This window comes from Pseudomonas sp. S8, from assembly GCF_050473925.1.
GTDB lineage: Bacteria > Pseudomonadota > Gammaproteobacteria > Pseudomonadales > Pseudomonadaceae > Aquipseudomonas > Aquipseudomonas parakoreensis.
In genome coordinates, this window is record NZ_JBFDVZ010000016.1 from 5,700,754 (window position 1) to 5,716,295 (window position 15,542).

A 15,542-nucleotide genomic window follows, 5' to 3' on the forward strand; every position below is an offset into this window, starting at 1 on the left:
AGTCGTACTCAGAACAGGTGGGTTATGCGATCAAGTGCAGATGGTTGTCCCAGAGCCCCGCCGGCAATTCCAGCGGCTTGGCCAGCAGTTGATCCTGGCGGCAATCGTAGTAACGGCAACGGCCCTGACCCGAGGTCACGACGAAGCCGTCCTTCACCGCACCAACACCGGCGCAATCGGGCAGCGGCGCGTCGAGGCGCACTTCGCCGCTGTCCAGGTCCCAGATGAAGAAGCGGTTGCCGCGCGGTGCGGTCAACGCCACCAGACGCAGTTCACTGTGCACCGCAACGCTGGCGGTGTAATGCCCCATCGACTGCAACTGATGCTCCGGCACCGGGAATGCCACGAAAGGCTGGCCCGGACGCTTGATCGCCAACAGCTCGGAACGCTCATGCGACGCGCCCATGAACTGCTGGCCGGCGACGATGGTGCCGTCGCTGGCAATGCCCAGGTGGCGCACGCTGTTCATCTGCTGCGCAAGGGTTTCCTTGCTCAGCAGGGTACCGTTGCGCTGCATCAGCACCAGGCTCGGTTCCATGGCGTTGAGGTTCATGTCGACGCGGCTTTCGGCCTCGGTGCGGATCCCGCCGTTGGCCACCACCAGGGTTTCGCCATCGGGCATCCACGACACCTGATGCGGGCCGAGGCCATGGGTGGAAATCTCGCCGCTGTGCACCAGCCGCTCGCCTTCGAACCTGTACACCCCGAGCAGGCCACGCCCCGGATCAGTGGTGTCGTTCTCGGTGGCGTACAGGTATTCGCCGTCCTTGTGCACCACGGCGTGGCCGTAGAAATGCCGGTTCGGCTGCGAGGTCACGGTTTGCAGCAAGGTCCCGTCGCGCAGGTCGATCAGGTAGCTCTCGGTGCCCGGGCGGCGGGCGACGAACAGCGCGATCGGCAGCGTCGGGTGGTTGATGATGTCGTGACAACGCTGGCCGACTTCGGTGGCGAACACTCGCGTACCGTCCAGCCGATAACCGACGGCGTAATGCTTGCCGTCGGTGTCATCGCGCGCCGAGAGCAACAGCGGGCTCTGATCCTTGCGCTTGAACAGCGTCCAGCCGCCCAGTGTCACTGCTCCCAGCAGCAAACTACCTAAAGTCAGAGCCTGGCGTCGCAGCATGGCACTTGCCCTCATCAGTCACCGTCGTTGGCGTTGAAGCCCAGTTGGATGCCCAGCGCCTTGGCCAGTTCGCCTTCGTGCAGGCGATGGACGACGTTGAGGCTGTCGTAGAGATCGTTGAGTTGTTGACGACCGGCGTCGTCCTGGAGCATTTCGGTCAGCGAGCGCTGCGTGCTGCCGAACAGCTCCAGCGACGCGGCGTAAGCGGCGTCGATTTTGTCTGCCAACGGTTTCTGCTCGGCCGGCAACAGACCGCGCAGGCCCTTGTTGTCGACGCCTTCCCAGACGGTTTTGGCCGCTGCCAGACTGGCTTCCAGCGCGGTCAGCGACGACTGGCTACGCCATGCATCGGCCTGGAACGGTTGCGGCACACCCTTGCTCTGACGGCCCATTGGCGTGCCGAGTTTTTTCTTCAGGGTGTCGAGGGCGGTAACCTGAACGCGCAGCAGATCGGCAATCGCTTCGTGGGAGTCGGCGTAGCGCTGGTTGGGGAATTTGCTCATCTGCGCGAGCATGCCGTCGGTGTTGTTCCAGCTCTGCAGAATCTCCTCGGCCAGTTGCTTCTGACGCTCGCCGATGGCGATCAGCAACGGGCAGTACTTGGCTTTCTGCTCGGCGTTGGCGACGTCCGGCTTTTCATCGAAAAGGATGTACTCGTACGCCGACAGGCCCTGTACCACCACGCTGGATTTGGCCAGTGCGGCGGCGTCGATCTGCGGCTGGGCGGTGACCAGTTGCTCGACCTGACGACCAACGAGGTTTTTCTTGTCCGGCCAGAATTGCACCTGCCACGAACGGTTGCCCTCGGCCAATGGCCCGATCAGCAGCGGTTGCAGCTCGGCCCAGGCTTTCTGCGCGTGCAGGAAGTCGGCGCGGGCGGTTTCCAGGGTTTCCTTGCCTTGGCAGTAGGCGAGGGCGCTGACCGCCAGTTGCTTGTCGGCTTCGACCCAACGGGTGTAGGTGGGCAGGATCACCGATTTGGCGATGGCCGCCGACGTGACTGCTTGCGGGTCCTGCGGCGAGCAGGCGCCGAGGGCGAGTGCGGCAAGGCTGGTGAACAACAACTTGGGACGGAACATGTCGGGCTCCCGATTCTTTTAAGTGTTTAAAGTGAGTTCAAGAACGCCAGCAGCGCAGCACGCTGCTCGGCGTTGAAAGACAAAACCTGTTGCTGCGCCTGCTGCGCTTCGCCGCCATGCCAGAGCACGGCTTCGAGCAGGTTGCGGGCGCGGCCGTCATGCAGAAACTGGGTGTGACCACTGACTGCCTGCGTCAGGCCAATGCCCCACAACGGCGGGGTGCGCCAGTCGCGGCCGGAGGCCTGGAATTCGCTGCGGTGGTCGGCCAGGCCGTCGCCCATGTCGTGCAGCAGCAGATCGCTGTACGGGCGAATCACTTGATTGGCCAATTCAGGTTCGGCGGCGTTGGCGGCGGTGGTGTATTGAGGGGTGTGACAGGACTGGCAGCCGGCCTGGAAGAACAGGTTCTTGCCGGCCAGCACTTGTTCGTCATTGACGCCACGACGTGCCGGCACTGCGAGGTTGCGTGTGTAGAACAGCACCAGACGCAGGATGTTGTCGCTGACTTCCGGCTCGCCGTCCGGGCCATTGCCGTTCGGCGCCTGTTTGCACGCAGTTTGTGCGTCGGTGCAGTCATCGAAGGGGCGCAGGCTGGTCGTGAGGCCCATGTCTCCGGAAAACGCGTGGACATTCTGCTGATTGAGATTGGGTTGCCCGGCTTTCCAGCCGAATCGACCCATGACGGTCTTCTGCAATGCGTCATCCCATACTCGATTCGCTCGGCCATTGATGCCGTTGTTCTCTTTGGCCTGCGCGGCGGCGTTGGCGAGGATCGCTTCTTCGGGAATGGCTTCGAGCAGGCCGAGGCCGATCATCGGCGGCGCAACCCGGGCCGAGAAACGCGTGTCCGGGTGCATCGGGCCGTAGCCCAACTGAGTGAATTGCAGAACCGGTTTGCGCAGCTCCACTTCGGTGCCGTCCTTGAAACGAATCGGCAGCGGGGTGTACTCGACGCGCACCTTGCCTTCGGGCGTGACACCGGGCACGGCCATGTCCTGGAACTGCCCCCCGTAGATCGGCTCCGGCACCACGCCGAGTTGCTCGATGACGTTGGCATAGGCCGGCGAATCAGGAATCGACAGGCGCACCAGCATCGACACCGCGTTCGCCGCATCCGGCGTTGGCGGATGTCCACGACCATCCTTGATGTGGCAGTTCTGGCAGGCGTTGGTGTTGAACAACGGGCCGAGGCCATCGCGGGCGGTGGTGGTCGACGGGGCGATCACCCACGGACTGCGGAAGAAACTGTTGCCGACACTGAAGTCGACCCGACGCGACGGCGGTAGATTGGCCGAAGGCAGCGAGAACGCATTCTGATCGGTCTTGCGCACAGTCGTCGCCCCGCCCGAACGCGCTTCACCGGGCTCAGCCTTGGTAAAGCGCGGGGCGTCATCGCAGGCACTCAGGCCCAGGGCCAGAAACAGTGCGGACAAGCGAAGCAGCAGCGAGGGCATCAGACATCCTGCGGGCGGGCGAAAACAAAGGCGCAAAGTCTAACAGGGCGGGGGAGTTTGAATAAGAGGAATTATCGTTTGCTTGATTTGCGGCAGGGTTTCACTCGAGACCGAGGCGCAGCCATCGCTGGCAAGCCAGCTCCCACAGTATTTGTGTTGTACCCGGGGTGTGTGAACACCGCGAAACCTGTGGGAGCTGGCTTGCCAGCGATGAGGCCATCAGCATCACCGCAAAAAGCAGGCATGAAAAAGGCGACCCGAAGGTCGCCTTTTTTGACGCAGACGCGCGTGATCAGAACTCGTGATCAGCGTTGTCCGGGTTCAGGTCGCTGATGCCCAGCTTGCCGGCAGCGGCTTCGATCGAACCGGTCTGCTTGACCAGCGCGGCGATGGCGTCACGCACGATCTGATTGCCGGCGGTGTTGCCCGCAGCGATCAACTGGTCGTAGTGCTCACCCTTGTTGGCGTGATCGACCATGACCTGGATCTTGGCTTCGGTAGCGGCCAGATCGGCTTTCAGCGCGGTGTCGGCAGCCGGGTCAGCCTTGGCCACCAGCGACGACAGGCTGGCGCCGGTCATCTTGCTGCCATCAACACGGGTGTACTCGCCCAGGTACACGTTACGAATGCCTTTGGCATCGTAGAAGTGCGAGTTGTGGGTGTTGTCGCTGAAGCAATCCTGTTCGTCTTCCGGCGAGTTGGCTTCCAGCGAAACTTTCATGCGCTCGCCCGCCAGTTCACCCAGGGACAGGCTGCCCATGCCGAACAGCATTTTGCGCAGGCCGCTTTCAGCTGGCTCGGCTTCCAGGGTGGCGCGGTAGTTGTCAGCCACGTTCGGCTTCCAGTTGCCGACCATTTCTTCCAGGTCGCTGACCAACAGTTGGGTCACGGCTTTGAGGTAGGCACGGCGACGATCGTTGTGACCGCCGGTGGCGCCTGCGCCTTCCAGGTAGTCCGACGCCGGACGGTTGCCGGCGCCCGGGCCGGTGCCGTTCAGGTCCTGGCCCCAGAGCAGGAATTCGATCGCATGGTAGCCAGTGGCGACGTTGGCTTCGGAACCGCCCAGCTCGTTGAGGCTGGCGAGTTTTTCCGGAGTGATGTCTTTCACGTCGACCTTGTCTTCGCCGACCTGCACTTCAGTGTTGGCGATGATGTTGGCGGTGGCCCCCGGGTTGCCCAGTGCGTGTTCGTAGGACTTGTCGACGTAGTCGATCAGGCCTTCGTCCAGCGGCCAGGCGTTCACCTGACCTTCCCAGTCGTCGATGATGGTGTTGCCGAAGCGGAACACTTCGCTCTGCAGGTAAGGCACGCGCGCAGCGACCCAGGCTGCACGAGCGGCTTTCAGGGTGTCGGCGTTCGGCTTGGCGAGGAACGCGTCGACCGCGGTTTGCAGGGTTTTCGCAGTGGATTCGGCATCGCTGTAGACGGCGAAGACCATGTCCGCGTAGTGCGCAACCACTGCCTTGGCGGCGGCTTCATCGACTTTACCGGCAGCGGCGGGGGCCGGTACAGCGGCGGTGCTGGCGGCCGGCGTCGGCGCGGCCGGGGCGGCAGCCTTGTCTTTGCCTTCGCCGCAACCGGCGAGGGAAATAGCGATGGCCAGCAGACTGGCGGTAGCCAGAGGCATACGAATCATGGCGAACATCCTGCTTCGGTAATGGAATGGACAGGGCGCGGGGGTGCGCAAAGCTGCGACATAATGCAAATCTTTCGCATTATGTGTAAAGGGTTGTGGCTGGAAATATTTCTTGTTTACGCCGGTGTGATGGCGCAGATCAAAAGATCGCAGCCTCGTTTCACTCGACAGCTCCTACAGGGGAATGCGATCCCTGTAGGAGCTGCCGCAGGCTGCGATCTTTTGACTTTATAAAATAGCCGCGTTGCTGCGTTGGGCTTGCTTGAGGTAGGCCGTCAGCTCCCGGGCCGGCAGCGGCTTGCTGTAGTGGTAACCCTGACCTTCGTGACAGCCTTCGGAAATGATGTAGGACTCTTGCTCGGCGGTTTCCACGCCTTCGGCGATCACCTGCATGCCCAGGCTCTTGCCCAGCTGAATGATGGCGCGAACGATGGTCGCATCGTCGTCGTCATCCAGCAGGTCCTGAACGAAGCTCTTGTCGATCTTGATCTTGTCCAGCGGCAGGCTTTTCAGGTAACTCAGCGATGAATAGCCGGTGCCGAAGTCGTCGATGGCGATCAGCGCCCCGGAACGACGCAGGCTCAGCAGATGCTGGGCGGCGGTGCTGATGTCTTCCATCAGGCCGGTTTCGGTGACTTCCAGCTCCAGGCTGCGCGGCGGCAAACGGTAGATCTGCAGCAGGTTGTTGACCACTCGCGGCAACTCGGCGTGGTGCAGTTGCACGGTGGACAGGTTGACCGCCATGCGCAGATCGACGAAGCCCTGATCGTGCCATTCGCGTAATTGCTTGCAGGCCTGATCCAGCACCCACTCGCCGATGGCGATGATCGTGCCGTTCTGTTCGGCCAGCGGAATGAACAGGTCCGGCGGCACCAGACCGTGTTCCGGATGCTGCCAGCGAATCAGTGCTTCGACCCCGACCACGCGGTGATCGCGGTAGCTGATCTGCGGCTGATAAACGAGGTAGAACTGGTCGCGAATCAGCGCATCGCGCAGGTCTTTTTCCAGTTCGCGACGGCGGCGCATCTCGCTGTCGACGCTGGCGATGTAGAACTGATAGCGATTGCGCGAGCGGGTCTTCGCCAGCGTCATGGTCTGCTCGGCTTTCTGCAACAGTTTCTCGGTGCTGTCGCCGTCTTCGGGGAACAGGGTGATGCCGATGGTCGCGCGCAGACGGATTTGTTGATGATCGAGGTCAAACGCCGCTTCCAGATCATCAAGGATGCTTTGCGCCAGTTCTGCCGCCTCGTAAGGCTGCTCGATATCGGCCTGCACCAGCGCAAACTGGTCGCCACCCAGTCGGGCGAGGGCGCCAAGGCGACCGCTGTGGGCGCGCAGGCGGTCGGCCAGTGCCAGCAATAACTGGTCGCCGGTCTGATAGCTGAACTGCTCGTTGATCCCTTTGAAATCATCCAACCCCACGCACAGCACCGCGACCCGGCGTTGCAGCTTGCCGGCGTCCACCAGAATCTTGTCCAGTTGCTGCTGCAATTGCTGGCGGTTCGGCAGGCCGGTGAGGAAGTCGTACTGGGCCATGCGCAGCAGGCTGTTTTCCGCTTCGTGGCGCAGGTGGGTGTTGCGTTCGATGGATTCGAGCAACTGGTTGGCGGTGTTGATCCAGATCCCCAGTTCGTTTTTCTCATGGCCCTTGAGCTGCGGAATCTTGTGCTCGCTGGGGCGATCGGGATTGATTTCGGTGAGGTGCTCGATGATCCGCGACAGCGGCTTGGTCAGCAGCCAGTGATAGACCAGATACAGCACCAGGCCCATGGCCAGGGCGCGCAATACGCCGGAAATGAAAATGATCACCGAACTGACAATGAAACTCTCGCCATAGGTGGCGGTGTCGAGGGTGATGCTCAGGTCGCCGTAATACTCGCTGTACGGGCCGCGACCGACCAATTGGGTGGTGAAGGTGCGTTCCTGACCGAGGATCAGATCGGTCAGCCAACGGCTGTTGGAGTGCTGCAACTCACGGGACTTTTGCGCGAGCATCGCTTCATTGGGGTGGCCAATGGAGGCCTGGCGCACGGCGTCGTCCTGGAACAGGCCTTCAATCACCTGCATGCCCATTTCCCGGTCCAGGCTGTAGACAGCCTGCGTCGAGGGATCGCGGAACATGTCGAGGATGCGCTGCGCATCGCCGGCCACCGCCTGGCGGGTTTTATAGGCATCGAAAACAATCTGGGCGCAGCTCAAGACCACGCCGACGATCAATGCCGAAAGGAGCACGACCCGGAGCAACTTCACCGACAAGCTGTTCTTGAGTTCCAGCTTCAAAGGGTTATTCCTTGTTCCGTGCGGGTAGCGTCAAGTTGCCATGAGTATTGGCAATCCCGTGTTGGCAGTCAAAGGGACAATCAAGCCTCGGAACATTTGCCCGTGGCCTTGGCCGAAATACTGCTGTCTGGAGTCTCAGCTCTATTTGTACTGTGTCGGTAGTTTCGGCCCTCAACTTGAGCGGTGCGGGACAATTTTTCCTCTGTTTGATGTTAGTCCGATGTGCTGCCCCGGCAAGCCGCCGCAGACAACGTTCATCGTGAGAAAAACGCTATTTCCTGTAGGAGCTGCCGAAGGCTGCGATCTTTTGATCTTGCTTTAAAAAATCAAAGTCAAAAGATCGCAGCCTGCGGCAGCTCCTACAGAAAAACAGAGGCGCCAGAAATCGTGGCACGGTGCGGCAGCTCCTACACAAAGCAAAGGCATAAAAAAACCCGGCAATAGCCGGGTTTTTTGACTGGCGCGCAGCTTAAGCGGTGAAGGTTTTACCTTCGAACTGCTCGGCAACGAACTTCCAGTTGACCAGGTTCCAGAACGCTTCAACGTACTTCGGACGCAGGTTGCGGTAGTCGATGTAGTAAGCGTGTTCCCAGACGTCGCAGGTCAGCAGCGGGGTGTCGCCGCTGGTCAGCGGGTTGCCGGCGCCGATGGTGCTGGCCAGGGCCAGGGAACCGTCAGCCTTTTTCACCAGCCAGCCCCAGCCGGAACCGAAGGTGCCGATCGAAGTTTTGCTGAACTCTTCCTTGAACTTGTCGAACGAACCGAAAGCCGCATTAATTGCTTCAGCCAGTGCGCCGGTTGGTTGACCGCCGGCGTTTGGCGCCAGGCAGTTCCAGTAGAACGTGTGGTTCCAGACCTGAGCGGCGTTGTTGAAGATGCCGCCCGAGGAAGTCTTGACGATCTCTTCCAGGGTCTTGCCTTCGAACTCGGTGCCTGGCACCAGGTTGTTCAGGTTCACGACATAGGTGTTGTGGTGCTTGTCGTGGTGAAATTCCAGGGTTTCCTTGGAAATGTGCGGCTGCAGGGCATCGTGTGCGTAAGGCAGCGGCGGCAATTCGAAAGCCATGATGATTCTCCTAATCAGGTCTGTTGCGGTGAGCGCAAGGCCGATCACGGGCGGCCAGAAATGCACCGACGAGTTTTTACTCTTTGCGGCGCAGGGTTCGGATCATAGCACCGGGGTCAAGGCTTAACCACGCAACAACTGTGTGGGATAGAGGTTCCAGAGCTGTTTGGAATAAATCACTGGGCCAATATCAATTGCCCGGCGACCGTGAACATCATCAACGCCACCACCAGATCGAGAATCCGCCAGGTACTCGGCCTTGCCAGCCACGGCGCGAGCCATGCGGCACCGAGGGCGAGGGTGAAAAACCACAGCAGCGAAGCACTTGCCGCACCCACGACATAAGCGCCCGGCACCGATTGCTGCGCCCCCAGCGAGCCGATCAGCAACACCGTGTCCAGATAAACGTGCGGGTTGAGCAGCGTCACCGCCAGCGCGCTGAGCATCACCGCGCGCAACGAGCGTACGGTGTGGTTTTCTCCCTGATCCAGACTCTGTTTCGAGAACGCCCGGCGCAGCGCCTGGCTGCCATACCAGATCAGAAAGACCGCGCCGCCCCAGCGCGCCACTGCGAGCAATGTCGGGTTCTGCGCCAACACGGTGGCCAGGCCGAAAACCCCGGCCGCCACCAGCAGCGCATCGCACGCCACACACAACGCCGCCACCGGCAGGTGATGTTCGCGTCGCAGACTCTGCGCCAGCACAAAAGCGTTCTGGGTGCCGATCGCCATGATCAGCCCCAAGGCCACCAGCAGGCCGTTCACATAGCTTTGCCACATAAAGAGTTACTCCGCGTTGGCTGCGAGATCGCGCAGCACGTGCATGGCGCGCTCGGCGTCGGCCTGACCGACAAACAAATGGTCGTGGTAATAACCGGCGATCACGTTGCAACTGATTCCGGCCTTGCCCAGCGCGCTGGCGAACGCGGCGGTCAGGCCAACGGCTTCGAGCGCCGAATGCACATTGAGGGTGATCCACGCCGCCACATAATCAAAAGCGAACCCGGCGTGTTCAGCCTGAGAGCGTTCGAGGATCACGGTCAGGCCTTCCTGCTCGCGGAAGCTGCCGACAATTTCCAGACCATTGGGCAACGGCGCGTCGCGCAGGGTGCAGAACACGTATTCGCCGGCATTGAGCTGCGGGCTCATGCTGCGCAGCAGCGTCGTGAGTGAGGTTTCGCCAGCCATTGCTGTGTTCCTTGATAAAGAGTGCTTGCTGGCTATTCTCCGGTCGAAAGCGGTATAAGAAAAACCAATAGTGCTGATCGCTCATTAGGAAAACTGATGTTCGACTACAAATTGCTTTCCGCGCTGGCCGCCGTGGTCGAGCAGGCCGGATTCGAACGTGCCGCGCAGGTGCTGGGCTTGTCGCAATCGGCGATCTCCCAGCGGATCAAACTGCTGGAAGCGCGGGTCGGCCAACCGGTGCTGGTGCGCGGCACGCCGCCGTCGCCGACCGAGATTGGCCGGCGGCTGCTCAACCATGTGCAGCAGGTGCGCCTGCTCGAACGTGACTTGCAGACCCTGGTCCCCGCACTCGACGAAGAGGGCCTGCCGGAGCGTCTGCGCATCGCCCTCAACGCCGACAGCCTCGCCACCTGGTGGGCCGAAGCCGTGGGCGATTTCTGCGCCGAGCAGCATTTATTGCTGGATCTGGTGGTGGAGGATCAGACCGTCGGCCTCAAGCGCATGCGGGCCGGGGAAGTGGCGGCGTGTGTCTGCGCCAGCGAACGCCCGGTGGCCGGTGCGCGCAGCGTGTTGCTCGGGGCGATGCGCTATCGGGCGCTGGCCAGTCCGGCGTTTATCGAGCGGCATTTCCCCGACGGGGTACGCGCCGAACAGCTGCCGCGCACCCCGGCGCTGGTGTTTGGCCCGGACGATTTCCTCCAGCATCGCTATCTCGCATCGCTGGGTGTCGATGGCGGATTCGAGCACCATTTGTGTCCGTCCTCTGAAGGATTTGTGCGCCTGACCGAAGCCGGGTTCGGCTGGGGCCTGGTGCCGGAACTGCAAGTGCGCGAGCAACTGCAACGCGGCGTATTGCGCGAACTGTTGCCAGATAAACCGATCGATGTGCCGTTGTACTGGCATCATTGGCGCAATGGCGGTCAGCTGCTGGCCTTGCTGACCGAACAATTGCTACGTTCTTCATCGCGCTGGCTGGTGCCCTTGGGCTGATGATCAGCGTCAAGACAGACGTATCAGGTAAACGAAAGTCATCGGAGCGTTACATGAAAATTCTGGTCACCGGCGCAAGCGGCTTCATCGGCGGACGCTTTGCGCGTTTCGCCCTGGAGCAGGGCCTGGACGTGCGGGTCAACGGTCGCCGGGCCGAAAGCGTCGAGCATCTGGTGCGCCGTGGCGCCGAGTTCGTCCCGGGCGATCTCACCGATGCGGATCTGGTGCGCGAACTCTGCGCCGACGTCGAAGCCGTGGTGCACTGCGCCGGCGCCGTCGGTTTGTGGGGGCGCTATCAGGACTTTCATCAGGGCAACGTGCAGGTCACTGAAAACGTCGTCGAAGCCTGCCTCAAGCAACGCGTGCGGCGGCTGGTGCATCTGTCGTCGCCGTCGATCTATTTCGATGGCCGCGATCACCTCGGCCTGACCGAAGAACAAGTGCCCAAGCGCTTCAAACATCACTACGCGGCGACCAAATACCTGGCCGAGCAAAAGGTCTTTGGCGCACAGGAATTCGGCCTGGAAACCATCGCCCTGCGCCCGCGTTTCGTCACTGGCGCCGGCGACATGAGCATTTTCCCGCGCCTGTTGAACATGCAGCGCAAGGGGCGTCTGGCGATCATCGGCGATGGCCTGAACAAGGTCGACTTCACCAGCGTGCAGAACCTCAACGAAGCGCTGCTCAGCAGCTTGCTGGCGGCCGGCTCCGCGCTGGGCAAGGCCTACAACATCAGCAATGGCGCGCCGGTACCGTTGTGGGATGTGGTCAATTACGTGATGCGCAAGATGGAAGTGCCGCAGGTGACTAAATACCGTTCGTATGGCCTGGCCTACAGCGTTGCAGCGCTCAACGAAGGCGTGTGCAAACTCTGGCCGGGCCGCCCGGAGCCGACCCTGTCGCGGCTGGGCATGCAGGTCATGAAGAAAAATTTCACCCTCGACATCAGCCGCGCCCGGCATTATCTGGACTACGATCCGAAAGTCAGCCTGTGGTCGGCCCTCGACGAGTTCTGTGGCTGGTGGAAAGCTCAGGACATCCGTTGATACAAGTCGCCCGGCCAGCAATGAACCGCACTGCCGCTTGAGGGTCAATCCCTGCGGCTGCGGCGGTTATACTTCGCAGCATTAAGCCATCACCGCGTTCCACAAAGGTTGCCTCAATGTCCATGCGTAACGATGCCAACGACGATTTCGACGATGTACCGAGCCTGCGGGCCGACACCTTTGACGACGATGACATTTCGCCCACCGCCCGCACCTCCGTGCACTCGCGCACGCCGCCGGTGGTCAAGGTCAAGGCCGCGAGTACCGGGCCGCTGTGGGCACTGGTCGGCGCGTTGTTCTTTGCCTTTATCGGTCTGGCCTGGTGGAGTTTCCAGCAGATCTCGCTGATGGAGCAGCAGTTGGTCGCGACCCAGGAAAGCTTTGCGCGCATCAGCGAGGAAGCGGCGGGGCGGTTGCAGGACATTTCCGGCAAGGTGGTGGCCAGCCAGAGCAACGTCAACAGCGACAGCGAAGCGTTGAAGCTGCAGATCAAACAGCTGGAAACCCAGTTGCTGGATCAGGGTAAACAGCAGCAAGGCGTGGTCGGCCAAGCCAGCGATCTGGACAAGCGTCTGGCGCAAATGACCGCGCAGACCATTGAACAACAGAACGCCAATACCCAGTTGCAGGCTCAGGTCAAAGCCTTGAGCGCGGAACTGGCGGCCCTGAAAGGCGCATCGGCGGATACCAGCAAGGTCGATGTCCAGCTCAAGAGTTATGACGCTCAGCTGAAAAGCCTCGGCGCTGATATCACGGCGCTGAAGAAGCAGGGCACTTCGAACGCGGCGATCGAGCGTCTGGAGCAGGAAATCGTCGTCCTCAAAAGCGAACAGGACAATCGCCCTGCCGCTGCGCAGGGTGGTGGCAATACCGCCGAGTTCGACGCATTCCGCGGGCAGATGACCCGCAACCTCAACACCCTGCAGGCGCAGATCCAGAACCTGCAACAGCAGATCAATGCCCGGCCGTAGGGCCTGATGAACTGTAGCCAGGGACCTTTGTGGTGAGGGGATTCATCCCCGATGGGGCTGCACAGCAGCTCCCTGTTATCAGCTCGGTGTCTCAGAAAATATGTGTTCTCTGCATCAGGGCTGCTGCGCAGCCCATCGGGGATAAATCTCCTCGCTACAGGATGCGGCGCCCCGTCCGAGCCCAAGCCGTCTACGCTCTTGAAACACCAACAAGAACGAGGGATGCGTTATGGGGTTTTTGCATAAAGTGGCGTGGCTCGGGGTGATGCTTTTTATGGGGGCAGGGCAGGTCAACGCTGCCGCCACGCAAAAGGACGACAGCAAGGCCGCCATCGCTTTGCTGGAAAAGGCCCTGGCCTATTACCACGACAACGGCGACAAGGCCTTCGCCGCGTTCAGCCGTCAGGGCGAGTTCGTCGACAAGGATCGCTACGTGTTCGTGGTCGACACCAAAGGCGTGATGCTCGCCAGCGGCGGGCCGTCCTCAGCCTTGATCGGCCGTGACGTCAGCGAAGTGCTTGCGCCGGATTTGCAGAAGGCCTTCAAGGACGCCTTGCTAGTGCCGGAAGGCAACGGCATTCAACAGGCCGAATACCGCTGGCAGAACTGGGCGGACGGCAAGGTCGAGCGCAAACATGTGTATTACCAGCGCATCGGTCAGCGGATTCTGGCCGTCGGTTATTACCTGCCGCGCGCTTCAGCCGAGCAGGCCAAGGCACTTCTCGACAAGGCTGCAACCGATCTGGGGAAAAACGAGAAGGGCACGCTGACGGCCATCAACTCGCTCAAGGGTGGTTATCTGCAGGATGACTTGTATGTGTTCGTGGTCGATCTGCAGACCGAACGCTACGTTGCCCACGGCACCAACCTGCGCCTGATCAACACCGACTTCAGCAAGATCAAGGACCCGGAAGGTAAACCGGTGGGCGAGCCGATGCTGGCGCTGATCGCCAAGCAGGATGACGGTGAATACGAATACCGCTGGAAAAACCCGGTGACCGGCAAGGTCGAGGACAAGCATGCGTACCTGAAGAAGGTCGGGCATTTTCTGGTGGCGGTGGGTTACTACAGCCCCTGAAAATCAAAAGATCGTCCGAACGCGGCCCGAGCCTTCGGCAGCTCCTACATGGGAATGCATCTCTGTAGGAGCTGCCGCAGGCTGCGATCTTTTGCTGTTATTTGGCGCCGTGCTCGCGCCCGCGCAGCAGGTTGTTCGGCATCGCAATCGCCGCCGCCAGCCCCAGCAACGACACCGCCGTACTCACCCACAGCAAATGCCGGAACGTCACCGAAAGCTCGGCGCGCAAGGCGTTCTGCGCATCGCCCGGTGCGGCGTTCAAACCGTCGAGCAGCACGTTGCCCGAATGCCCCTCGCTGAGCAGCGAGTTGCTCGCCAGGTGGGCAAAACTCGAATCCTGCAACAACGCCAGCAACAGCGCCGACATCAACGCCACACCCACTGCGCCGCCCAGCGAGCGGAACAGGTTGGTGGTGCTGGTGGCGACGCCGATGTCGCGCTGTTCCACCGAGTTCTGTGTGCCCACCAATGAAGTCGGGAACTGCATGCCGCCGGCAATCCCGCTGAGCAGCATGAACAGACTGCTGACCAGCGTCGCATCCGGTGGGCTGAACGCCATGCCGAGAATCGAAATCGGCATCAGGATCGCACCCGTCAGAATCTGGGGTTTGTAACGACCGGTCACCGAGGTGCGGCGTCCGGCGAAATAGGCGCCTATCGGCAGGCCCATCGCCAGCGGCAGCAAGTGCAACGCCGCCGCATCGGCACCGGCGCCAGTGACGCTCTGAAAGCGCAGCGGCATCAACACGATCAGCGAGATCGCCTGAAAACTGGTGAAGAAAATCGTGCACCAGCACAGCAACGCGTTGCGGTTGGTGAACAGATGCATCGGCAGCAGCGGCTCGCGCGCCCGGCGTTCATGCCAGACGAACACCGCCAGCACCAGCACCGCACAGGCGAACAAGCCAAGCACTTCGCTGCTGCGCCACGAATGGCCCTGACCGACCTGAGTGATGGCCAGCAGCAACGCGGTCAAACCGATGATCATCAACAGCGTGCCGAGGTAGTCGATGATCGGTTTGCGCTGCGGAATCGGCAGCCCGCGCAGGTTGCGATTGGCCACCCACCAGGCGCCCAGCCCCAGCGGCAGGTTGATCAGGAATACCCAGCGCCACGACAGGTATTCGGTCATGTAACCGCCGAGCACCGGCCCGGCGACGCTGGCCACCGCATACATGCTGCTGAAGTAACCCTGATAGCGCCCGCGTTCGCGGGGCGGGACGATGTCGCCGATGATCGCCTGACTGACCGAGATCATTCCGCCGGCGCCGATGCCCTGGAGAATCCGCGCCAGCACCAGTTGTTCCATGCTTTGCGCCATGCCGCAAAACAGCGAGGCGAGGGTGAACAGGCCCATGCCGAACAGCATCAGTTTGCGCCGTCCGTACAAATCGCCGAGCTTGCCGTAGATCGGCACGGCCACGGTCATCGCCACCATGTACCCGGAAATTACCCAGGCCAGCAGGCTGACGTCCTTGAACTGTGCGGAGATGGCGGGCATCGAGACGGCGACGATGGTCTGGTCCAATGCCCCGAGAAAGATCGCCAGCATCAGCGCGACCAGCACGCTGCGAATGGCCGGTTTGGGGGTTTCAGGCTGGTGAAGATTGGTCACGGGCGGAACCTGCGGGC

At 61.4% G+C, this 15,542-nt stretch carries 13 protein-coding genes; 4 read left to right on the forward strand and 9 right to left on the reverse strand.

Translation table 11 applies throughout. The features are described 5' to 3' along the window. Nucleotides 1-22: 22 nt before the first annotated feature. From AB1J88_RS26955 to AB1J88_RS26990, 8 genes are all read right to left on the reverse strand, one after another. On the reverse strand, nucleotides 23-1,123 hold the full coding sequence (locus tag AB1J88_RS26955; protein WP_430292363.1) for a DUF1513 domain-containing protein: 1,101 nt from the start codon (nucleotides 1,121-1,123) through the stop codon (nucleotides 23-25). Nucleotides 1,124-1,137: 14 nt separating this feature from the next. Beyond that, a complete protein-coding gene (locus tag AB1J88_RS26960; RefSeq protein ID WP_108183658.1) occupies nucleotides 1,138-2,202 on the reverse strand; it encodes an imelysin family protein in 1,065 nt (354 codons plus the stop codon). A 26-nt stretch (nucleotides 2,203-2,228) separates the two neighbouring features. Then, complete coding sequence (locus AB1J88_RS26965; RefSeq protein WP_430292365.1) at nucleotides 2,229-3,656, reverse strand: di-heme oxidoredictase family protein; 1,428 nt, start codon at nucleotides 3,654-3,656, stop codon at nucleotides 2,229-2,231. Between the two features lie 292 nt (nucleotides 3,657-3,948). Continuing rightward, nucleotides 3,949-5,292 carry an imelysin family protein gene (locus AB1J88_RS26970; RefSeq protein WP_430292367.1) on the reverse strand — a complete coding sequence of 448 codons (1,344 nt, stop codon included), beginning with the start codon at nucleotides 5,290-5,292 and terminating at the stop codon, nucleotides 3,949-3,951. A gap of 228 nt (nucleotides 5,293-5,520) precedes the next feature. Continuing rightward, nucleotides 5,521-7,572, reverse strand: a complete 2,052-nt coding sequence (locus tag AB1J88_RS26975) for a putative bifunctional diguanylate cyclase/phosphodiesterase (RefSeq protein ID WP_041068421.1) — start codon at nucleotides 7,570-7,572, stop codon at nucleotides 5,521-5,523. Between the two features lie 469 nt (nucleotides 7,573-8,041). Continuing rightward, the gene (locus AB1J88_RS26980; RefSeq protein WP_003227660.1) at nucleotides 8,042-8,638 is read right to left on the reverse strand and encodes a superoxide dismutase; all 597 of its coding nucleotides are present in this window, start codon (nucleotides 8,636-8,638) and stop codon (nucleotides 8,042-8,044) included. 176 nt (nucleotides 8,639-8,814) lie between these two features. Beyond that, the gene (locus tag AB1J88_RS26985) at nucleotides 8,815-9,417 is read right to left on the reverse strand and encodes a LysE/ArgO family amino acid transporter (RefSeq protein ID WP_086791803.1); all 603 of its coding nucleotides are present in this window, start codon (nucleotides 9,415-9,417) and stop codon (nucleotides 8,815-8,817) included. 6 nt (nucleotides 9,418-9,423) lie between these two features. Continuing rightward, nucleotides 9,424-9,825, reverse strand: coding sequence for an ACT domain-containing protein (locus tag AB1J88_RS26990; RefSeq protein ID WP_430292369.1), 402 nt, complete (start codon nucleotides 9,823-9,825; stop codon nucleotides 9,424-9,426). 96 nt (nucleotides 9,826-9,921) lie between these two features. Between AB1J88_RS26990 and AB1J88_RS26995 the strand changes: the two genes are divergently transcribed. The 4 genes from AB1J88_RS26995 to AB1J88_RS27010 all read left to right on the forward strand — a co-directional run bounded on the left by AB1J88_RS26995 (nucleotide 9,922) and on the right by AB1J88_RS27010 (nucleotide 13,910). Further along, a complete protein-coding gene (locus AB1J88_RS26995; protein ID WP_041068427.1) occupies nucleotides 9,922-10,815 on the forward strand; it encodes a LysR family transcriptional regulator ArgP in 894 nt (297 codons plus the stop codon). Nucleotides 10,816-10,868: 53 nt separating this feature from the next. Further along, nucleotides 10,869-11,861, forward strand: a complete 993-nt coding sequence (locus tag AB1J88_RS27000) for an NAD-dependent epimerase/dehydratase family protein (RefSeq protein WP_047296149.1) — start codon at nucleotides 10,869-10,871, stop codon at nucleotides 11,859-11,861. 116 nt (nucleotides 11,862-11,977) lie between these two features. Continuing rightward, nucleotides 11,978-12,832: an ATPase gene (locus AB1J88_RS27005; protein ID WP_430292371.1), complete on the forward strand. Its 855-nt coding sequence runs from the start codon at nucleotides 11,978-11,980 to the stop codon at nucleotides 12,830-12,832. Nucleotides 12,833-13,061: 229 nt separating this feature from the next. Further along, nucleotides 13,062-13,910: a cache domain-containing protein gene (locus AB1J88_RS27010; protein ID WP_430292372.1), complete on the forward strand. Its 849-nt coding sequence runs from the start codon at nucleotides 13,062-13,064 to the stop codon at nucleotides 13,908-13,910. 97 nt (nucleotides 13,911-14,007) lie between these two features. Here the strand turns inward: AB1J88_RS27010 and AB1J88_RS27015 are convergent, their stop codons facing one another. Beyond that, on the reverse strand, nucleotides 14,008-15,525 hold the full coding sequence (locus AB1J88_RS27015) for an MDR family MFS transporter (RefSeq protein ID WP_086791809.1): 1,518 nt from the start codon (nucleotides 15,523-15,525) through the stop codon (nucleotides 14,008-14,010). Nucleotides 15,526-15,542 lie beyond the last annotated feature (17 nt).